Annotated in this window: 12 protein-coding genes; 1 reads left to right on the top strand and 11 read right to left on the bottom strand. The window is 50.2% G+C overall.

Annotated elements, in window-relative coordinates:
• Nucleotides 1–84: 84 nt before the first annotated feature.
• Nucleotides 85–1,470 (bottom strand): glycosyl hydrolase family 28 protein, encoded by a 1,386-nt coding sequence (locus IAG03_RS09470; RefSeq protein ID WP_249319856.1) that lies wholly within the window; start codon nt 1,468–1,470, stop codon nt 85–87.
• 53 nt (nt 1,471–1,523) lie between these two features.
• On the bottom strand, nt 1,524–1,700 hold the full coding sequence (locus IAG03_RS09465; RefSeq protein ID WP_249319855.1) for a hypothetical protein: 177 nt from the start codon (nt 1,698–1,700) through the stop codon (nt 1,524–1,526).
• 119 nt (nt 1,701–1,819) lie between these two features.
• Here IAG03_RS09465 and IAG03_RS09460 point away from each other — a divergent pair, with 119 nt between their 5' ends.
• Nucleotides 1,820–2,140: a DUF6198 family protein gene (locus IAG03_RS09460; RefSeq protein WP_249319854.1), complete on the top strand. Its 321-nt coding sequence runs from the start codon at nt 1,820–1,822 to the stop codon at nt 2,138–2,140.
• A gap of 124 nt (nt 2,141–2,264) precedes the next feature.
• On the opposite strand, the gene IAG03_RS09455 is transcribed toward IAG03_RS09460, so the two are convergent.
• The 9 genes from IAG03_RS09455 to IAG03_RS09415 all read right to left on the bottom strand — a co-directional run.
• Nucleotides 2,265–3,299, bottom strand: a complete 1,035-nt coding sequence (locus IAG03_RS09455; RefSeq protein ID WP_249319853.1) for a plasmid recombination protein — start codon at nt 3,297–3,299, stop codon at nt 2,265–2,267.
• Nucleotides 3,300–3,445: 146 nt separating this feature from the next.
• Nucleotides 3,446–4,504: an AAA family ATPase gene (locus tag IAG03_RS09450; protein WP_249319852.1), complete on the bottom strand. Its 1,059-nt coding sequence runs from the start codon at nt 4,502–4,504 to the stop codon at nt 3,446–3,448.
• Between the two features lie 428 nt (nt 4,505–4,932).
• On the bottom strand, nt 4,933–6,933 hold the full coding sequence (locus IAG03_RS09445; protein ID WP_249319851.1) for a hypothetical protein: 2,001 nt from the start codon (nt 6,931–6,933) through the stop codon (nt 4,933–4,935).
• 997 nt (nt 6,934–7,930) lie between these two features.
• Nucleotides 7,931–10,069, bottom strand: a complete 2,139-nt coding sequence (locus IAG03_RS09440) for a GLUG motif-containing protein (protein WP_249319850.1) — start codon at nt 10,067–10,069, stop codon at nt 7,931–7,933.
• 128 nt (nt 10,070–10,197) lie between these two features.
• The gene (locus IAG03_RS09435; protein WP_249319849.1) at nt 10,198–12,333 is read right to left on the bottom strand and encodes a hypothetical protein; all 2,136 of its coding nucleotides are present in this window, start codon (nt 12,331–12,333) and stop codon (nt 10,198–10,200) included.
• Between the two features lie 942 nt (nt 12,334–13,275).
• A complete protein-coding gene (locus IAG03_RS09430; RefSeq protein WP_249319848.1) occupies nt 13,276–17,583 on the bottom strand; it encodes a hypothetical protein in 4,308 nt (1,435 codons plus the stop codon).
• Nucleotides 17,580–18,299 carry a TetR/AcrR family transcriptional regulator gene (locus IAG03_RS09425; protein ID WP_283243105.1) on the bottom strand — a complete coding sequence of 240 codons (720 nt, stop codon included), beginning with the start codon at nt 18,297–18,299 and terminating at the stop codon, nt 17,580–17,582. The genes IAG03_RS09430 and IAG03_RS09425 overlap by 4 nt, the downstream gene beginning before the upstream one ends.
• 214 nt (nt 18,300–18,513) lie before the next feature.
• Nucleotides 18,514–18,888 carry a TnpV protein gene (locus IAG03_RS09420; protein ID WP_249319846.1) on the bottom strand — a complete coding sequence of 125 codons (375 nt, stop codon included), beginning with the start codon at nt 18,886–18,888 and terminating at the stop codon, nt 18,514–18,516.
• A 264-nt stretch (nt 18,889–19,152) separates the two neighbouring features.
• Nucleotides 19,153–20,073 (bottom strand): DUF4368 domain-containing protein (locus tag IAG03_RS09415; RefSeq protein ID WP_249319845.1); only part of this gene is annotated, 921 nt, incomplete at its 5' end.

Raw genomic sequence — 20,073 nt, 5'->3', positions numbered from 1 at the left:
GTCTTTTTGGAAAAGCATGCTGCTTTGTTCCATAAATACCCTCCTTGCTGCAAGTAATAAAACCATCTCTATATGGTGATATTCTCAGAATTTCATCTGTCTGCATAATCTGGCACCATTGACATAAATGTCATTTGCCAGTTCTGTAACAAGCCGCATATCCTGCCAGGTTTCACACTTATTCCCCATAAAAGTAATGTTATCAAAATGGACATCATGGACACGTACTTCTTCTGTCGGTGTCTGATACCCCCGGATCATGGAGACCGGGATATCTCCGTTCAGCACCTGGATATTATCAAAATAGATATCATTAATCTCTCCTTTGGCAAGCTGTTCCGTATATTTGCAAAGCAGAACCTTAATATCGAACAGTTTCTGTTCTGCCTGCTCTACTCTGATATTTTTATAATGTATATCATGAACATGGCCGCCATCTGCCTGATGGATGGAAATCGCCGCACCACCCATGTTTCCTTCATACTGGCAGTGTATAATATCACAATCCTCAAATACTAGGTCGTGGATTTCGCTCTGGAGGGCATAACCAAGCTCTATGGCATTACCGGGTTCTGCATTCCAGATCACGTTATTGTGAACACGCACTTTTGTTACGTCACGTACCGTTGACGGATCTTCAAACAATCTTTGGGATTTGATGCAGATACTGTCGTCTGTGGAACGGATAAAGCAATTTTTTACCTCTACGTCCTGGCTGCTCGTAATATCAATACCGTCTCCCGTTACAATCCTCGACATAATATTCATATCATCAATCACAACATGGTCACACGCCGCAGGAACTACATGCCAGGAAGGACCGTCTACAGCAGTAAAGCCTTTTAAGAGTACATTATTACACCACTTGGCATAGATAAAGAAACGGTCTGCATTACTGTCCGGCAGATGCCAACAGGCTCCGTTGATAATTCCGTTTCCTACAATGGAAATATTGTCACAATGGTCTGCGTATACACAACCTGATACAACAGCACCTTCCTCTATGTAAACCGTATCATTGGACTTTAAGGTAAGAACTCCTACATTATATACCTTGCCCTTTTCAAAGCAGATGGTGGTATCTGCCGGCTTCTCAATCCTGCGCGAGCAAAGCACAAACAATGCATCATGAAGACCACCATCTGTCTCTACAGTAAACTTTCTCGGTTCATCAAGATGGATATGGACTGTTTCTCCTTTTACAAAAGGAACTATGCCAAAGCTGGATGGACGGATTTCAAGTTTTTCATATGGTGTATGGATTGAAATCTCCAGATCATACGCTTCGTTATCTACTACTACAACATAGTCAAACGAATCTGTATGGTATACCACACGCTCTGTTCCGTTGCAGGTAACACTGTATTTTGTTGATTTTTCCAATTCATCTACAGATTTTAAAATAAATCTCGGTTCCTTGACCGGGTCCGGATTAGGATAATAAATCAAATCATTTTCAAAATCCTTCATATCTCTTTTCTCCTCGCTCCATCATAAATACTTATGATTCATACTGCCTATAATCAATTACCAGAGCTATTATTTAATTCTTCGTTAATCTCTTTGAGAATCTGGTCACCACCCTGATTCTTCCAGTTTTCAACAAAAGTATCAAATTCGCTGATATCTGCTTTTCCCATAATAATCTTTGCAAATGTTTCTTCTTCCATTTTTTTCAGGTTAGCCCATTTTGCCTGCATGGTTTCTGTCTGACCGCTATATGCATTATAAACCGGTATATAGGTAGTGTCAAGAATTATGCGCAAAATTGATTACAGCTCTGGTAGAAATCTATTACAGTGGGCGGCTTAACCGCCCCTTGATTACTTTTCAGCAGGCAGGGCGCAAATGGTCAAGGGCGGCGGTGCTGGTCACGGCGCTGGGCGCTTCGCTCTACCAGACCGCCGACCTCGGCATCGCGCCCTACGATTCCCTTTCCCTCGGTCTGCGGGACTACACACCCTGCCCGTACTTCGGGTGCCGCATCTTCACCGATGCGCTCAGCGCCCTGCTGTGCTGGCTGCTGGGTGGCCTTGTGGGCCTTGGCACCTTGATCTGTGCGTTCTGCCTTGGGCCCTTCATCCAGTTCTTCGATCGGACGTTCTCCCAGAAGGTGCTGCAATACAAACCGAACAATTGAGAAACCCCGCGGCGTCAAATCATACGCTGCGGGGGCCTTTTTTATTCATAAGAAAAACCACAAGCTAAGCTTGTGGAGGAATAGAGCTGTAGCATTGATACGGTAGAAAAAGAACCTCCTTTTGCTATAATAGAAGCGGGTAACGCCAACCGCGATAGTAGGAAACGCTGCTTTTCAAATCTTGGATTTCACTGCGGCTTGTGATACCCTCCTTGGCAAGTGCCGTGAGCTGTTGATAATCGTCCTTGGAAACGGAAATCTTGCCGGTGAGGGTTTTCTGCCCCATACCCTCAATCTCTGCCATTGTCTTGCGGACTTCGTGAGCAGGTTCATAGCGTACCTGCTCGGCTTCAATGCGTTCCTGAATGTGGGCAAGTCGTTCCTTGTCCTTCTGAATTTGATAATCCAGGCTGCTCAAATTCTCCGCTGTGCTGCCCAATACGCCACGCTCGAAGCCGGTAAAGCCCGCTTCGGTCATATGCGCAAAGAGCTTGTCTTGCAGGACAGAATAGGACTTGCGGAACATCGGCTTTCCGTATTTGCTGATAACCTGCTGCCCGTTTTCGTCCAGCAGAGGAACGATATTCTTCCACTTTTTTGAGTGGGAAACTTGGTTGATGACCTCCTTGACCGTTCCTCTCAGGGCTTCGTCCTTGCAGCGTTTCGACCACAGGATTTCTTTTCGGACGGTGGGGATTGCCACGATGTGCAGGTGGTAGTGGTAGACCGGCTTGCCCAGTTCTTCGGACACCGCCTTGTTGATTTCATCGGCGTGCATAACCGCCGACACGATGTTCTCCTCGCCGTAAATCTCACAGCCGAAACGGTAGGCTTCCTCGTAGAACTGCCTGGCATATTCGTAGCCGCCGTGCTCCTCAAAGTACCTTGTATTCACATCAATGAGCAGCTCATTGAAGATGGTTGCACCGGCTTTCTGCCCTCTTGTGGAGATTTTGCCCTCGTCAATGAGCCGCTGGAAATACTCGTTGTAGGTCAGACCGCCGGTGTCCTTGAAATGAACATTGCGGGCAATTTGCTCGGTGTCCACATTGAGATTTGCGTAGCTTTCGTTCTTGCGCTCGTTGTGTCGCTCGGTTTTCTGCGCTCCCTCTGCGGAGATTTTCTCCACTCGGATAACGCTCCAATTTCCTTCCGCCATTCTCATCACCTCCAGTCAGCGGAAAGGGCGGGGGTGCGGGTTACGCAACTTTTTCAAAGTGCGTAACCCACTATGACACTTTCAGCTTCGCTGCAAAGATGTCGTGGGCAAGGGCTTTCCTCCCTTGACCTCCCTCAAAACCTCAATCAAATAGGCAGGTCGTCCTCGTCCGTGACTTTCTGCCCATTCTCAATCGTTTTTTCAACCTCCGGCAAAGTCCAGTACCAAAGAAAGCCGTCCTTCACAGAGCGAACTCCGGCTTTCTTTTTGGACTTCTTGTAGGTTGATTTCTTGAAGCCTGCGGCTTCAAGCTTTGCTTCGCAATCGGAAGCCAGCCGCCTACCGCCCGCCAGCAGGGAACGGATAAAGTCCGTTGCCGCTTCCTCACGGGCATTCGGTCTGCCCATCCTCGGCGCAGAAGCAGAGAAAGCGTCCTCCGCACTCAGCTCCAGCTCATCAAGAAAGTTCACGCCCTTGTCGGCTACCTCAAAGAGAATAGCCGAGCCCATCGGCGCAAGATTGCTCTTGACCTGCACCAGATAACGCTCGGCGGGGTTCTGTTTGTTTGCCGTGCGTGTGACGGCAAGAATGCTTCTCGCTGCACCGGCAATGTCGATAGAGCCATTGGTGCGATAGAGGGGGCTTGTGTCCTTTGCCTTGTTCATATGGGCAATGATAACGATGGCGCAGCCGGTGTCCTTGGCAACAGCAATCAGGTGGTTGAACTCGGCTCTTGTCTCGTTGGCGTTGTTCATCGAGCAGGTGTCACCGATATACGAACTCATCGGGTCGAGAATCAGCAGCTTGGCGTTGTACTTCTCCACGGCCTCACGGATACGGTCATCCCCGAAGGTCAGGCTCTTTTCGTCCTCCTTGATGAAGATAAGCCGGTCGCCGTCACCGCCCGCCGCATTAAATCTCGGCACAACGGTATCGTCTGCATCGTCCTCGGTGGTCTGGTAGATAACGGTCATCGGCTCGCCGCTCTCGTCCTCATCGGCAAAGGGCAGCGGCGCTCCCTTGGAAAGCAAAGCGGCAAGAGAAAGCATCAGCTTACTCTTGCCGTCACCGGGGTCGCCTTGCAGCAGTGTGACCTTGCCGAAGGGGATATAGGGATACCACAGCCAGCGCACCTCTTTCGGGGTAATCTCGCTTGCCTTGATGATTTCCAGCTTTGCGGGAATGTTGTTCGGATAGTCTGTCATTGTCTTGTTCTCCTTTTTGATAGATAGTGCGGGCATTGGATAACGGTGGCACAGAAGCTCTGCTTGCAGCTCCTTTCGCATTTCCTGCAAAGCTCGTTGTATTTCTTCCTGCCACGCTCATCAAGAAAGAACGCCCATTCTCTCTTGAGGTATTTCGGCATACGGGGCATAGCGGGCATCTCCTTTTCGCTGCCGAATTGCCGATTTGCTCCCGAAACGCAGAAACGCCCAAAACCTGACCCCGCTGTATGGTTTCGGGGCGATTTTGGGCGTTTTCCTTCGATATGAGCGGCTTTGTTTTAGCGGCAGTATCCTTACCGTCCGTCATTCAAAAGCCGCTGTTTGTCACTTCCGGGTAACAAAAAAGCGCCGTATTGCTACGACGCTTTTGTCTTGCTCGGAAGATGGAGCAAGGGAACACTATTCAATTATCTGTTGTACTTTTTCTTCCTGCTTACAACCGTTGTACCAATGGCAGCACCGCCGCTGATAAACAGCAGAGCAATCCACAGTGCAAGGTTGCTTGTATCGCCGGTCTGCGGACTCTTATCGGATGTTCCCGGTTTGGTACTGGCAGGTTTTTTCTCAAGAGCAGCAATCGCATCTTCGATAGTCTGTGCCATCTTGTCTACTTCGGATTGCTCCGTAATATTTTTACCACGGACAACAGCCTTGACAGCAGTTTCTACAGCAGAGAAGTCCTTGTAGTTGTCCTTGTTCAGTGCATTTGCTTTGGCAATGGCTGCATCAACCTTTGTGTAATCAGCATCCTTGTATTGCAGGGCAGCAATGGCATCTTCAATAGCCTTTGCCATTGCGTCAACTTCGCTCTGTTCAGTGATGTTCTTGTCACGGACAACAGCATTGACGGCAGCTTCCACGGCGGTGAAGTCCTTGTAGTTGTCCTTGTTCAGTGCATTTGCCTTGGCAATGGCTGCATCAACCTTTGTGTAATCAGCATCCTTGTATTGCAGGGCAGCAATCGCATCTTCGATAGTCTGTGCCATCTTGTCTACTTCGGATTGCTCCGTAATATTTTTACCACGGACAACAGCCTTGACAGCAGCTTCCACACCGGAGAAATCCTTGTAGTCATTCTTGTTTAGTGCATTTGCTTTGGCAATGGCTGCATCAACCTTGGAGTAGTCGGCAGGTAAATAAGTCATTGCAATGGTCTGCGTATGCGTTGCCGCATCGGCGGTGATCGTTATATTGTCGGTGTATGCTTTGCAGTTATCGGCTGTTACCTCAACAGGGTAAGTTCCTGCTTCCAAACTGACAGAGCCGGTAACCTCCTGACCATTCACTTTCACAACAACATTGGTCAGACCGTCCGGCGTTACAACGAAAGAAACCGGATAGACAGCCTTTGTGATAAAATGGACATTCTTATAAAGTGCAAAATATTGGGTTCCGCTGGAAAGCAGGTCAATTTCTGTTCCTTCCGAGTCTACGGCTTTTGCATAGTTCAGGTGATAGCCATCGGCAATCACAGGCACACTTTCATCGAAAATTGCAGGGATATTATTCTCATTCGTATTCTTTGCATCAATCTCTGCTTCTTCTACGGTAAAAGTACCGTTACCGCCCATCGGAAATTTACCGTCAGTGGTTACTTTGGCGCCGCCTTTGATCAGAATATTGCCTTTTGTCCATATTGCGCCGTCCGCAGTAGAGGTGCATTTTACCTCGCCGCCGTTAACCGTCAGATTGCCCTCGGTAAACAAAGCGGGATAATAGCTTGTTGCTTCCACCTTGGAGTTGATAATCTCAATTTTGCCCGCGCCGTTTTCATCGCCCATATACGCTGCGTTAAAGCGATCCTCGCTTGCGATCAAAACAACCTCACTGTTGTTTTTGATTTCCAGTTCCTTGGCGCTTGCAGCAGTGTAATAGGAAGAAACCGCAACCTTTGCGCCGTCAATGGAAAGTATTCCTTTATTATAAGAAGTAATTCCGCAGCCCTGGGCAGAAGTTATATCAAGCTTTGCACCTTCGGATATGCTGATGTTGCCATTAAGCGTATAGAGTGCATCCCATTTTACATTGATTGTAAGCTTACCGTCACCGATAATATTGTAATTATCACTGCTACCGTCTGCAAAAATTCCGCCGCCGTTATCTAAAGTAATGCTGTTTGTGCCGGAAAGTTTGATCGTTAAATCGGTGTCTCCGACTACTCTGATACCGTACTTAGGACTTTCATCACTTTTGCCGCCGTTTGTAATTGCGGCATTGTTAAGCGTAAGGGTCTTTGTATTCGGGTCATAGCTTGCGGTTCCTTCTCCACAAGCGATAGAGAGCTTTTCGCTTGTGAACTGTTCGCCGTTTACATACAGATTGTAGTTTTCCGCAGCAAAGGCTACGGTCGGTAGCAATCCAGCTACCATTACAATGCTGAGTAGGATTGCAAATAGTTTTTTCTTCATAATAGTTCCTCCATTTTTTAATTGTCCGCTATTTACTTCCTCCGACAGCGGACACGCCGGAGAAGACAGAAGGTTTAACCGGAAAAGATTGATTTGCCGGTCGTGGTTAGGACTTCAATATCAAACCACCATCCTTTCGGCAAACGCAAAAAGCCGAAGCCAAGGCATAATGCGCCCTGTCTCCGGCAACTGGTTCGTTACAAATTGTATGAAATAAGACTTGACACGCTGAAAAAACGGCGCTATGCTCCTGCCGAGCCGAGCCGAGCCGAGCCGAGCCGAGCCGAGCCGACAATAATTGTCGGCATTTCCGTTTGCCATAGTCAAGTCCTCCTTCCATAATTTCTAAGGCAAAAGGATATGAATTCCCCTACCCCATAGATATACAAAAGTATTTTAGCAGATTTTCCCCAAAATCTCAAGTAGTTTTCAGAATATTGCTCTCATCTTTTTCTCAAAGCATTGCCTTCTTCCATTACTCACGGAACTTTATGACTTCTTGAATAGTACCCGAAAAGGAAAAGCCGCCGTCTGTGACAGCGACTTTTCTCTTTAGCGGGTAAACCGTATCAGCAGTTCATTTATAGCATCCACTGCGCCGTGTCTTTTCGCCTGTATCTCTCGATTTCTGCTTGCAGCTCCTTTCGCATTTCCTGCAAAGCTCGTTGTATTTCTTCCTGCCACGCTCATCAAGAAAGAACGCTCATTCTCTCTTGAGGTATTTCGGCATACGGGGCATAGGGGCCACCTCCTTTTCACTGCCGAATTGCCGATTTGCTCCCGAAACGCAGAAACGCCCAAAACCTGACCCCGCTGTATAGTTTCAGGGCGATTTTGGGCGTTTTCCTTCGATATGAGCGGCTTTGTTTTAGCGGCAGTATCCTTACCGTCCGTCATTCAAAAGTCGCTGTTTGTCGCTTCCGGGCAACAAAAAAGCGCCGTATTGCTACGACGCTTTTGTCTTGCTCGGAAGATGGAGCAAGGGAACGCTATTCAATTATCTGTTGTACTTTTTCTTCCTGCTTACAACCGTTGTGCCAATAGCTGCACCGCCGCTGATGAACAACAGGGCAATCCACAGTGCAAGGTTGCTTGTATCGCCGGTCTGGGGACTCTTATCGGATGTTCCCGGTTTGGTACTGGCAGGTTTTTTCTCAAGAGCAGCAATCGCATCTTCGATAGTCTTTGCCATCTTGTCTACTTCAGATTGCTCCGTAATATTTTTACCACGGACAACAGCTTTGACAGCGGTTTCCACACCAGAGAAATCCTTGTAGTCATCCTTCTTCAAAGCATTTGCTTTGGCAATGGCTGCATCTACCTTTGTGTAATCGGCATCCTTGTATTGCAGGGCAGCAATGGCATCTTCAATAGCCTTCGCCATTGCGTCAACTTCGCTCTGCTCAGTGATATTCTTGTCACGGACAACAGCATTGACGGCAGCTTCCACGGCAGTGAAGTCCTTGTACTCGTCCTTGTTCAGTGCATTTGCCTTGGCAATGGCTGCATCTACCTTTGTGTAATCGGCATCCTTGTATTGCAGGGCAGCAATGGCATCTTCAATAGCCTGTGCCATCGCATCAACTTCGCTCTGTTCAGTGATGTTCTTGTCACGGACAACAGCATTGACAGCAGTTTCTACAGCAGAGAAGTCCTTGTAGTTGTCCTTGTTCAGCGCATTTGCTTTGGCAATGGCTGCATCAACCTTAGTGTAGTCAGCATCCTTGTATTGCAGGGCAGCAATGGCATCTTCGATAGCCTGTGCCATTGCGTTGACATTAGCCTGACTCGCCAAAGCTTTGCCCCTAACAACTCCGTCCACCGCCGTATTCAATGCGGCAACAGATTCGTCGGTATAGACAGTCAAATCAGTGGGAATGGCTGCCATCGCTGCTTCCACAGCACTGTAATCTGCCGGTTCTGCACCGCAGAGAACCTGTCCGTTCACAAAAGACCATCCGTTGCTGTCGTCGCTGCCATTCAGCGCGGCTGCAAAAGCTTCGTTTTTCATTTCATCCTGCGGCTTTTCAGTTGCAGATTCGTTCTGGTTTTTAATACCGAGGTTTTCCACTGCAAAATAGCAATTGGTTATTTCGCTTCTCTTGGTCGCAGACGACTGCTCTGCAAAGGCATACCGAAAGGGTGATGAGCCTGTTACGATGCCGGTTGTAAAGCAATTTGTAATGGAGCCATAGTAATTTGAGTCAGAGGCATCGGTACCTACAAAAGAGGCCATAGCAGCCGCAGCCTGTGATACATTGCCACTTGCATAGCAGTTTTTGATATTCAGTCCCCAAAGGCCGCCAGCAAAGCCGCCTGTATATGCGCCGCCGGTAACATTGCCCGTGGCGTAACAATTTCGAATAATCGTTTCTGCATCTGTTTTGCCGTTTCCTTTGCCGATAAATCCGCCGACATTCGCACCGCCACGGGAATCTGCCTTCACATTTACCGTCACATCGGATCTGCTGTATGTGATTTTCGCTGCTTTTCCCAATTCACCAATCAGTCCGCCGATAGACCCCTTACCGGCTTTTTCCGTAATGCTGCCGGATACACTGCACTCGTTGATGAGCTGCGCTCCATCCAGTGCACCTACAAGCCCGCCGACCCAGTATGCAGCAGCATAACCGTTGCTCGGTGCGCTCATATCCATAGCCAAACCTGTCACATGACAATTTTCAATGGATCCGGCTGAAGAACCAACCAGACCGCCGGCAATTCCGACGACATATCCAGAAGCAATCTTTGCTACACCGTGGATAGAAACCGTGTCCAGATTCAAGTTGCTGATTTTCCCCCCCGTTGCACCAAACAACCCAAATACATCCGATTCAAACGGGGTGGTTTCAGACCCAATGGAAACGTTAGAGATGGTATATCCCTTACCGTCAAAATTACCGGCAAAGATGCGATAATCCGTACCTCCAAACAGTGCATCAGAAAAAGAATTTGCAATCGGTGTCCAAGGCAGCCCGTTCAGGTTTATGTTGGCCGTCAAAACAAAGTACTTATCTTCGTAGGTTTCTCCGCTATTCACAGAACTTGCAAGATATGCAAGCTCTGCTCCGTTAGCGATCTGATAAGGATCCTCTGCGGTACCTGTTCCACCTGCGAACGCTGCCATCCCAGACATTTATGTTCTGTGCATCCTCTGCAAATGCCGATACAGGAACAAGTGCCATCACAAGGCACAACGCAAGCAGAAGGCTTAGAATTTTCTTCTTCATTTTTATTCCTCCAAAATAAGGGAACACTATTCAATTATCTGTTGTACTTTTTCTTTCTGCTTACAACCGTTGTGCCGATGGCTGCACCGCCGCTGATGAACAACAGGGCAATCCACAGTGCAAGGTTGCTTGTATCGCCGGTCTGGGGACTCTTATCGGATGTTCCCGGTTTGGTACTGGCAGGCTTTTTCTCAAGAGCAGCAATCGCATCTTCGATAGCCTTTGCCATCTTGTCTACTTCGGATTGCTCCGTAATATTTTTACCACGGACAACAGCCTTGACAGCAGCTTCCACACCGGAGAAATCCTTGTAGTCATTCTTGTTTAGTGCATTTGCTTTGGCAATGGCTGCATCAACCTTTGTGTAATCAGCATCCTTGTATTGCAGGGCAGCAATGGCATCTTCAATAGCCTTCGCCATTGCATCCACTTCGGTCTGCTCCGTAAGGTTCTTACCACGGATCACAGCATTCACAGCGGCTTCCACGCCGGTGAAGTCCTTGTAGTTATCCTTGTTCAGTGCGTTTGCTTTGGCAATGGCTGCATCTACCTTTGTGTAATCGGCATCCTTGTATTGCAGGGCAGCAATGGCATCTTCAATAGCCTTCGCCATCGCATCTACCTCGGTCTGCTCGGTAATGTTCTTGTCACGGACAACAGCGTTGACGGCAGCTTCCACACCGGAGAAGTCCTTGTAGTTATCCTTGTTCAGCGCATTTGCTTTGGCAATGGCTGCATCAACCTTAGTGTAGTCAGCATCCTTGTATTGCAGGGCAGCAATCGCATCCTCGATAGCCTTTGCCATTGCATCAACCTCTGTTTGCTGGGCTTTACTTTTTGCTCGGTCAACAGAGTTAATGGAATCTTCTACCGCAGAATAATTTGTATAAAGGCTGCTATCAAGAGCCGTTGCCCTTGCGATGGCTGCATCGACAGCTGTGTAATCAGCGGGGATGTTATTGTCATCCCACACAAAAGTTGGATGACCGATTCCGGCAACCCATTCAACGCCCGCACCGGCATTGGTTTGCAAGCCAGCAAGGACATCTGCGGAGGTGAAGTTGGAGACAGCAGTGCCGCACGATGACTGGTCAAAGGTCGGATCGGCACTCGCAGTACCTGCATCCCAATCAACCACCAGCTTAGCAACGGCTAAGTAATTGCCTTTATTATCAGGATATTTTTCTTCATCAAGCGTTACGCCATCAGGAGGTGTATCCGGCCAAATGCAGTCGGTAACATGGGTATTTACAACAGCTGTAATCCAAGTGATATTGCCAGGCTCAGCGCCAGTGATGTTTTTTGTTGCAACTATGCAATTTTTGATTATTACGCCAGGCTTGTTCCCAGAGAAGTTTTCAAAGTTTGCACCGAGAATACCACCTACAGCTGAATAGATATTATTGCAGGAAACAGAACCACCAAACCAGCAATCAGTAATCGACGAGCTGTCCGCAGAGTTTTCCCACTGACCAATCAGCCCACCAACGGTATCAACATCATCTTCATTGGATTCTGTACTGATAACCGTGGCGTCTGAGCCACAGCCTTTTACCTGTGTACTCCAAGTGCATTGACCAATCAGCCCACCAACGAACTTGCTGCCAACATTGTTTTCTATTTTTCCGCTTGTATAGCAGTTTTCAACGGTGCCGCCATTGACCCAATCTGCCAAAATGCCGGCAAGTAACGAACCATCATTTGAGGCAATATCAGCGTCTATAACAAGTAAATTCTTTAATGTACCACCGTCAGAAACAACTCCGAAAAGTCCATTTCGAACAAGTTCGTCCCCAGTATAGTGATGGTACAGATTCATGATTTTATGATGTTGCCCATCAAAGGTACCAGCAAAATGTCTGACAAAGTTGTCACCATTTCCAATGGGGGTCCACTGGATGCCGGATAAGTCGAGGTCATTATCTAAGTAAATCGTTTTCCCTTCAAATGATACAGATGCAGTTTTGTCATTGACTAACTGCGCTAAACCGGCCAACTGTTCGGCAGTGGTGAAATGGTATTCAGTATCCGTCTTATGGTCGGTGTACCAGCTTGTATCTGCCGTACCGTCCCAATTATCTACTGAAGTTCCTTCAGCAAACGCTGTCATCGGAACAAGTGCCATCACAAAGCACAACGCAAGCAGAAGGCTTAGAAGTTTCTTCTTCATTTTTATTCCTCCAAAATAATTCTATCCGCTATTTTCTTCCTCCGACAGCGGACACGCCGGAGAAGACAGAAGGTTTAACCGGAAAAGATTGATTTGCCGGTCGTGGTTAGGACTTCAATATCAAACCACCATCCTTCCGACAAACGCAAAAAGCCGAAGTCAAGGCATAATGCGCCCTGTCTCCGGCAACTGGTTCGTTACAAATTGTATGAAATAAGACTTGACACGCTGGAAAAACGGCGCTATGTTCCTGCCGAGCCGAGGCGAGCCGACAATAATTGTCGCATTTCTGTTTGCCATAGTCAAGTCCTCCTTCCATAATTTCTAAGGCAAAAGGATATGAATTCCCCTACCCCATAGATATACAAAGGCATTTTAGCAGATTTTCCCCAAAATCTCAAGTAGTTTTCAGAATATTACTCTTCTCTATTTTCTCAAAGCGTTGGCTTCTTCCATTACTCACGAAACTTTATGACTTCTTGGATACTTCCCGAAAAGGGAAAGCCGCCGTCTGTGACAGCGACTTTTCTCTTTAGCGGGTAAACCGTATCAGCAGTTCATTTATAGCATCCTCTGCTTGTAGCTCCTTTCGCATTTCCTGCAAAGCTCGTTGTATTTCTTCCTGCCACGCTCATCAAGAAAGAACGCCCATTCTCTCTTGAGGTATTTCGGCATACGGGGCATAGGGGCCACCTCCTTTTCACTGCCGAATTGCCGATTTGCTCCCGAAACGCAGAAACGCCCAAAACCTGACCCCGCTGTATAGTTTCGGGGCGATTTTGGGCGTTTTCCTTCGATATGAGCGGCTTTGTTTTAGCGGCAGTATCCTTACCGTCCGTCATTCAAAAGTCGCTGTTTGTCGCTTCCGGGCAACAAAAAAGCGCCGTATTTCTACGACGCTTTTGTCTTGCTCGGAAGCTGGAGCAAGGGAACGCTATTCCATTATCTGTTGTGTTTTTTCTTTCTGATGACTACTACCGTTGTAGCAATGACCGCACCGCCGCTGACAAGCAGCAGGGCAATCCACAAAGCAAGGTTGCTTGTATCGCCGGTCGGGGGAGTCTGCGGCAGCTTTGCCGTTACGGTATCGGCCTGCTTGATTTCCTGTGTTGCCGTAGCGTCCTTGTAATACTTCTTGCAACCGGAGCAATACCAGTATTCGATATTGCCCTCGGCAGTCTTGGTCGCCGCCACTGCCGGGAAGTGTTTCAAATCAGAGTGGTTGTTTGCATTCAACTCTCCGTAGCTTTCGCCACAGAACTCACACTTTGCCTTATCCTTGCAGGTGGCCTTACCGCCGGAGTGCTCAGTCAGCTTCTTGCCGCAATAATCACACTTGTGGTCTTTGTTATCGTCTGCACACTCGCTGATTATATAATCGCAGATATCACATTTGTGGTCTTTGTTTGCATCGATGCAATTCTCCGTTTGCGTGCCTGCAGAGCATCCGTCAACGGTGCAGGTGCGGGTGTGCGTGCCGTCTCCGTTGGACGTCCATGCGCCCCAGTCATGGCCGAGCGGCTTGCCATTGGTAAAGGTTTCCGTGCCCTGCGCGCCGCAGGTGGAGCAGGACTGATAATATACCGCCGGGCTTGTACAGGTGGCGGCGGACTTCAGCCGGTATTCGTTCACCTGATCGACAAAATGGTGCGGGCCAAGCTCGCCGTACGGATGCTGGCAGACCTCGCAGAGAGCCGGGGCAAGGCAGTCGGCCGTGCCGCCCTGATGCGCGCCGCGATCGACCTCCAGATGGCAGCAGGTGTAGAATCTCCAGTGGCTGTCGCCGTCAAGCTGCCAGTCACCCGGCTCTTCGGCGTGCCGATCCGGGTTTTTCTCCCCGCTTGCAAAGGTCGCTTCGCTGGCCGTTCCCTTGGAGGACAGCATACAGATCTTGCAGGATTTGTAATAGAGCGCGGGAGAGAGGCAGTTTGCTTCCTTGTACAGAAGTGCCGTGATCGCAAGTTCTCCCGTGAAGTCGTGCTCAGTCATTTTGATGCCGCAGGTGTCGCAGAAATGGTTGCAGTCCGGGTCGGCGTGTTTGAGCCGCTCAGCCTCTCCGCCGCAGACGGTGCAGGTCTTCCAGTGACTGTCTTGGTTTGTGCTCCAGTCGCCGTAGGTGCAGCCGGCCGTTTCAACATGGCTGGCATCGTGGGTGCAGACGCGCTTGTGCGTGCCCTCCCCGTCGGGCGTCCACGTGCCCCAGTCATGGCCGAGCGGCTTGCCGGATTTAAAGGTCGCCTCGTCCGCCGTCCCCTTGGAGCTGGTACCGCAGACGGCGCAGGACTTGTAATACACCGCCTTTTCGGTGCAGGTCGCGGCGGATTTCAGATACTGCTCCTCGGCGGTTTCTGCCGTGAAGCTGTGCGCCGCCAGTGCGCCGTAGGACTGACCGCAGTGGTCGCAGATGGCCTGCTCCGTGCAGGTCGCCGTGCCGCCGGAGTGCTCGCGGATGGTGATATCCTTGGAAACGCTGAAGCGGTAGCCCTCCGCCGTCGTGGCAGAGGCGATAAAGCGGAAGCTGTTTTCCTCTGCCATGTAGGAATTGGCCGGGATCGTTCCCGCGCAGACGCCGTCGACCGGGGCGATGGGTTCGCCGTCGCCCGTGAAGGTGAACGCATAGCTGTAGGCGGGATTCGTGCAGCCCTCCGGCAGGTTGAAAGAGAATTTGAAGTCCTGCGTGCGGCAGACGGCATCCGGGCTGGTGATGGTCAGGGTGGGGATGTCCTTCTTTTCGACCCTATTGCCGCAGAATTCGCATTCGCCCCAATACTGGCCGTTTCCTGTCTGCCATTTGTAGGAATGGGACGAATGGACGGTCACGGTGAGCGTCGTGGAATTGCCCGCCTTGTCCGTGGCGACGACGGTCTGCGGGGTTCTCGCGTCGGTGAGGGTGATCTGACCCTGTTCGTTGGGGGTCACCGTCTTGCCGTTGACGGTCACGGTGTCCAGATACCGATCGGTCACGGTGAGGGTCTTGTCGCCCTCGCCGCAGAAAACGTCGCCATTCTTCGCGCCGGTGATCGTCGGGGCGGTCTTGTCGATGATGATTTTTTCCGTACATACAACGCCATAGTAAGCAGCTTCCGTTCCCAGCTGTGCATAGATCACAAAGGGCTTTCCCTCCTCCAGATTCAGAGAGGCGGTGTTGAAAGCGCCGGTATAAGTATAATAATCGTGCCCGTCGCGGAAAAGAACACCAGCATCGCGGGATTCGGAATAGAATTGGTCGCCGACGGCGTACTCAAAGTACTTCACTTCCTTCGGATGGGCGGTGCTGATCTGCACGGTCTGATCTTCCTTGAAGAAGTGTTCCGTCCCTTCGGAACGGAAGCCGGTCCACTGGGAATCGCCCACGGAAATGGTGCTGCGATCCACGAAGAAACCGCTCCAAACAGCAACGAGGGTCAGACTCTTCTCGCCGTTGACAGCAACGCTACCGTAGGTATCACCGTTATAGACTTTCTTTGTACCGAGCAGCAGCCAAAGCAAGCTTTCATTATTATCTCTTGTGGGCCTCTCGCCAAACCGCTCCCAGATCACATCCGTCCATTTGACGTTCTCAAAGTCCGCAAGCGTCGTGCCGTCCCGGTTGACGATGTGGACGGTATAGTCGCTGCGCTCCTCCCAGACGGGGTAGAGCGTAAGCGCCTCGTTTTGCTCATAAATCGCGTTCAGGGAATAGTCCTTCTCGCCGCCGTCGTGCTTCGACCAGCCGACCTGGGTGTAGCCGAGGCGAGTAAAGAGCGCGCCCTCCAGCTCCAGAGCGCTGTCGTGCTCCTTGTTCACCGTCTTGCTGTCGCCCGTGCCGTTTGCGCCGGGGGCGTAGGTCACGGGATAGGTCATGGTTTGCAGCTGGAGCTGCTGCGCGGCGTTATAGCCGATGCTGTAGCCCGCGCTGTCCGGGGTAAAGCGGCTGGTGTAATCCGTGCCGTTGGCCTCGGCGAACACCACAGGAACTGCCGTGCTCTCGGTGGTCAGGCCGATCTCGGCGGCGCTGCCGAGATTATCCAATGTAACGGTTTTTCCGTTGGCAAGATAGAGATTCGCGCCGGTGTTTCCGGTGATCTTCACGTCGCCGGTAAGGGTCAGGGAGCCTGCGCTCAGCGCGACCGCGCCCTTGCCGCCGGAGTTTCCGGTAATCCGGCCGGTGCCGAGGTTGGCGGTCGAGCCGTCCCGCGTCAGCGAGATCGCGCCGCCCTTGTTGTTCTTGATTTCGACGGGAATGGCGCTGCTCTGCTGCGCCATCGTCACTCTGCCGTAGGCCGCGTCGATGCCCGCACCGGTATTCTCCGAGATCGTACCGCCGTAGAGGTTGACATTGGTATAATAGTCGCTTGTCGCGATAGAGGGCATGGGCCAGTGGGTGGCCGAAATACCCGCGCCGGTATTGCCGGTGATGGTGCCGCCGTAGAGGTTGATGGTATCATCTGAACGGGTGATGGTGGACATCACACCGTTCCGCTCGTTGCCGGAGATGATGCCGTCGTACATATTGAAGGTTCCTCTGTTAATTACACCGGGGCCGTACTTGGTGTTGCGGATGTTGCTGATGACCGGGCGATCCGTGGGATAGTCGGAGCTTTTTTGATAGTAGCAGCCGCCGTACATATTGAACGTACCGCAGTTATAAATGCCGCAAACCGGGTCGTTGTAAGTATCGCGGATGCCGTCCGTTTCCGAGCTGGTCATGCAGATGCTCACGCCGTAAAGCTCAAATGTGGCAGTTTCGTCAACAGAAACAGCGGCGCAGCTGTCGCCGGTGATGAGGCCGCGGTCGCCGGAGAGCTGGCAATCCGTAAATACCAGACGCGCGTTATTCATCACAAGGAAGGCGCTTTGTGCATCCGGTACATTGCAGGTAAGGGTATGACCATGCAAACAGATCACAAACGTGCAGCCCTCCCAAACATAGATTCGTTTCGTGAGGGTGACATCATTGGCAAGGTAATAGTAGAACGTTTTTCCCTGGTTGTTCGCTGCTTTATGGTGGATCTCCATAAGGTCCGCTTCCGATCGGATCACGTTCATTTTTGAAATATCGCCGGAGGTGTTTTCCGTCCCGTCCTTGGTGAAGTAGACCCCTTCATAGGCCGTGTGTCCGTTCATGGCCTGATGATTGCTGATTCCTCCTCCGCAGACGCAATGCGCCGACGGATGCGGCCAATCAAGGCGAACCGCGCTTGCCGTGAGCGGGAAGAGCTGCGCGAGCAGGCAGAGCGTCAGCAGAATGGCGAACAGTCGTTTTTTCATGTGGTTTCCTCCGTTTCTGAAATCAAGGGGGCTTCAATTTCCTGTAGTGAAAAATCGTAGCGCATCGCCAGCGTTTGGAACAAGGTATGCATCACGCGCTCGGCAATCGAGCGGATGTCCAGACGCTCGACGAAGCGAACCGTCTGCTCCAGCTCGTCCTCCGGCACCCGGTACACCCGCATCGCCGCCGTCAAAAAGCGGCTGAGCTTGCGTTCCAACGGGAAATGGATGTCGCATTTTCGTGCCATATAATTGCGCATCAGTCCTGCCGTGCCGATTTCCATCTCGTAAAAGTCGCTGTCGCTGTAATCCGGGAAATTTGCGCTGAAGATCTGCTTCAGCTCTGCCGTGGTATGCAGGTAGATATATTCCGACGTGTCGGGTAGGGAATAGGCCTCAATGTAGATTTCCCGCAGGTTCTCGTTCAACTCGGTCAGTGTCAGCTGGATCGCCGTTTCCACCGCATAGGCGTAAACCGGCGGCAGCTTGGTGTCTGCAATGCTTCTTGCCATGCCGAACTGTCCGCCGAACATCGTTTCGGTCAAGTCCAGCAAAATTTTATCCTTGGTGGGAAACAGATTCAAATAGCTTCCTCTTGCAACACCTGCTTCGTCCACAATCTGACTGACAGAGGTGCTTTTATACCCCTGCTTCAAAAAGAGACGAACGCACACGGTCAGTATTTTCCGCTTCGTCTCGCTGCTGTCTCTCCGCAAATATATCACCTTTCTTCAAACACTTTAGTACGTGTACTAATAATATCATATCAAGAACAAAAAGGCAAGTGGTATTTGAAACTTTACCTCCGTAAATTGTGACATTTCCGCAAACGCTGGCTTCTTCCATTACTCACGGAACTTTATGACTTCTTGAATAGTACCCGAAAAGGAAAATCCGCCGTCTGTTGACGGCGACCTTACTTGTGCAGTGTTAGCGATAAATAAGCTCGTTTGAAACAATTTCCATAGCAGCGCTGCGGATGTTGTTCATCCTCTGTACCCACAGCATTTGGTTTTCCGCTTTGAGGGCTTCCGTTACGCCCTCCTTTTCGGAAAGCTGCTTTACCAGCCGAGAAAACATTGCTTCTGCCTGCTCATTGAGGTCTGCAAGATAATCGTTCAGCTTGCCGGTGGTCAGCAGCTCGGCATACAGACTGGTCTTGTGCTTGCGAATGTATCGCAGGTGTCGCTGTCCCCAAATGCCAATAGGCCTGCCCTCCGGCTCGTCCTCTCCGGCGATCAGATAGTAGTCCCCGATAAGCTCATAACACAAGCCTGTCCTTTCGTCTGTGATGAATTTCTCCATTGTGTCGTCCTCCTTGAATTATATTGCTTCTCCGGCTTTCTGCCCGAATTGCTTACGGTGATAATAGGCAAGTTGTTTCTGCCTGCGGTTGATGGTTTTGCATTCCTCGGAGCACAGCACCTCCTGACCGTTGGACGGCCAGAAGGGCTTGCCGCAAATCTTGCAGACCTTTTGACGAAAGGTGTGCTCGCCCTTTTCGGCAAAGCGTTTCTTCTCTTTTTCTGCCTGCTGATGGGCTTTTGTACAGTCAGTATTGCAAAATCTCTACCTTGTGCTGTTCGGATAAAACTCCTTACCGCACTGTTCGCAGATACGCTTCGGGTACTTATGACCGTCATTCGCCGCCCAGCGTTCCGCCTTGGTTTTAGCTCTATGCGCAGCATTGCTCTCACGCTGCCGGTTCTTCTTGCGCTTGGCTTTTTCCGCCGCTTCTTGCTCGGCTTTCCGTCTTGCTTCGGCAATTTCCTTTTCGGAAAGTGGGAGGTCAAACTGCCCGATGAAGTTATAGTAGATGTCCACCTGCTGCTGTCGGTTGGGCTTCTTGCCCACGGCTTCGTGAACAACGATTTTATCAATCAGTTCACACGCCATATCTTTCGTCAGCTCTGTGGGCTGCTTATACTTCTTGATGAGCCTGATAAACCTCCCGATATGAGCAGAGGACGCTTTCGTTTGCTCCAGCTTCTCCTGAATTTCCGATACTTGGCTCTCAAGGCTGTCCTGCTCAGCAGAATATTTTTTCATCAGGGACTTGTACTGCTTTTCAGGCAGCAGACCTGAAATGAAATTCTCATAAAGACTTCCAATCAGGCGGTCAAGCTCATTCAGTCTGCGGTTGATTGTCTGAAGTTCTTCCTTTTGCTTTTGCGGTTTACCGTTCGCCTGTGCTTCCCATTTGTTTTTCAGTTCTTCCGCAAAGCCACGCTCATCTGCGATAATGTGGCTTGAAAGACGTTGGATGGAGCGCAGCACCAACTGATAGAGGACTTTGTCGCTGATATGATGGATGGTGCAGTTCACGGTTCTGTTCCCGTAGCTGCTGCATCGGAACGAGTGGTAAGGGGCACCGCTTTTGTAGTAATTCGTCTGATAGGACATCTTACTGCCGCAATCAGCGCAATACACAAGACCGGGCAGTAAGCATTCCTCTTGGTGCGTCCCTTCCTTTATACGGCGTGTAGCGTG

Source organism: Yeguia hominis (assembly GCF_014384705.1).
GTDB lineage: Bacteria > Bacillota > Clostridia > Oscillospirales > Acutalibacteraceae > Yeguia > Yeguia hominis.
The sequence above is the reverse complement of the archived record's forward strand: the minus strand, read 5'-3'. Positions and strand labels throughout refer to the sequence as shown.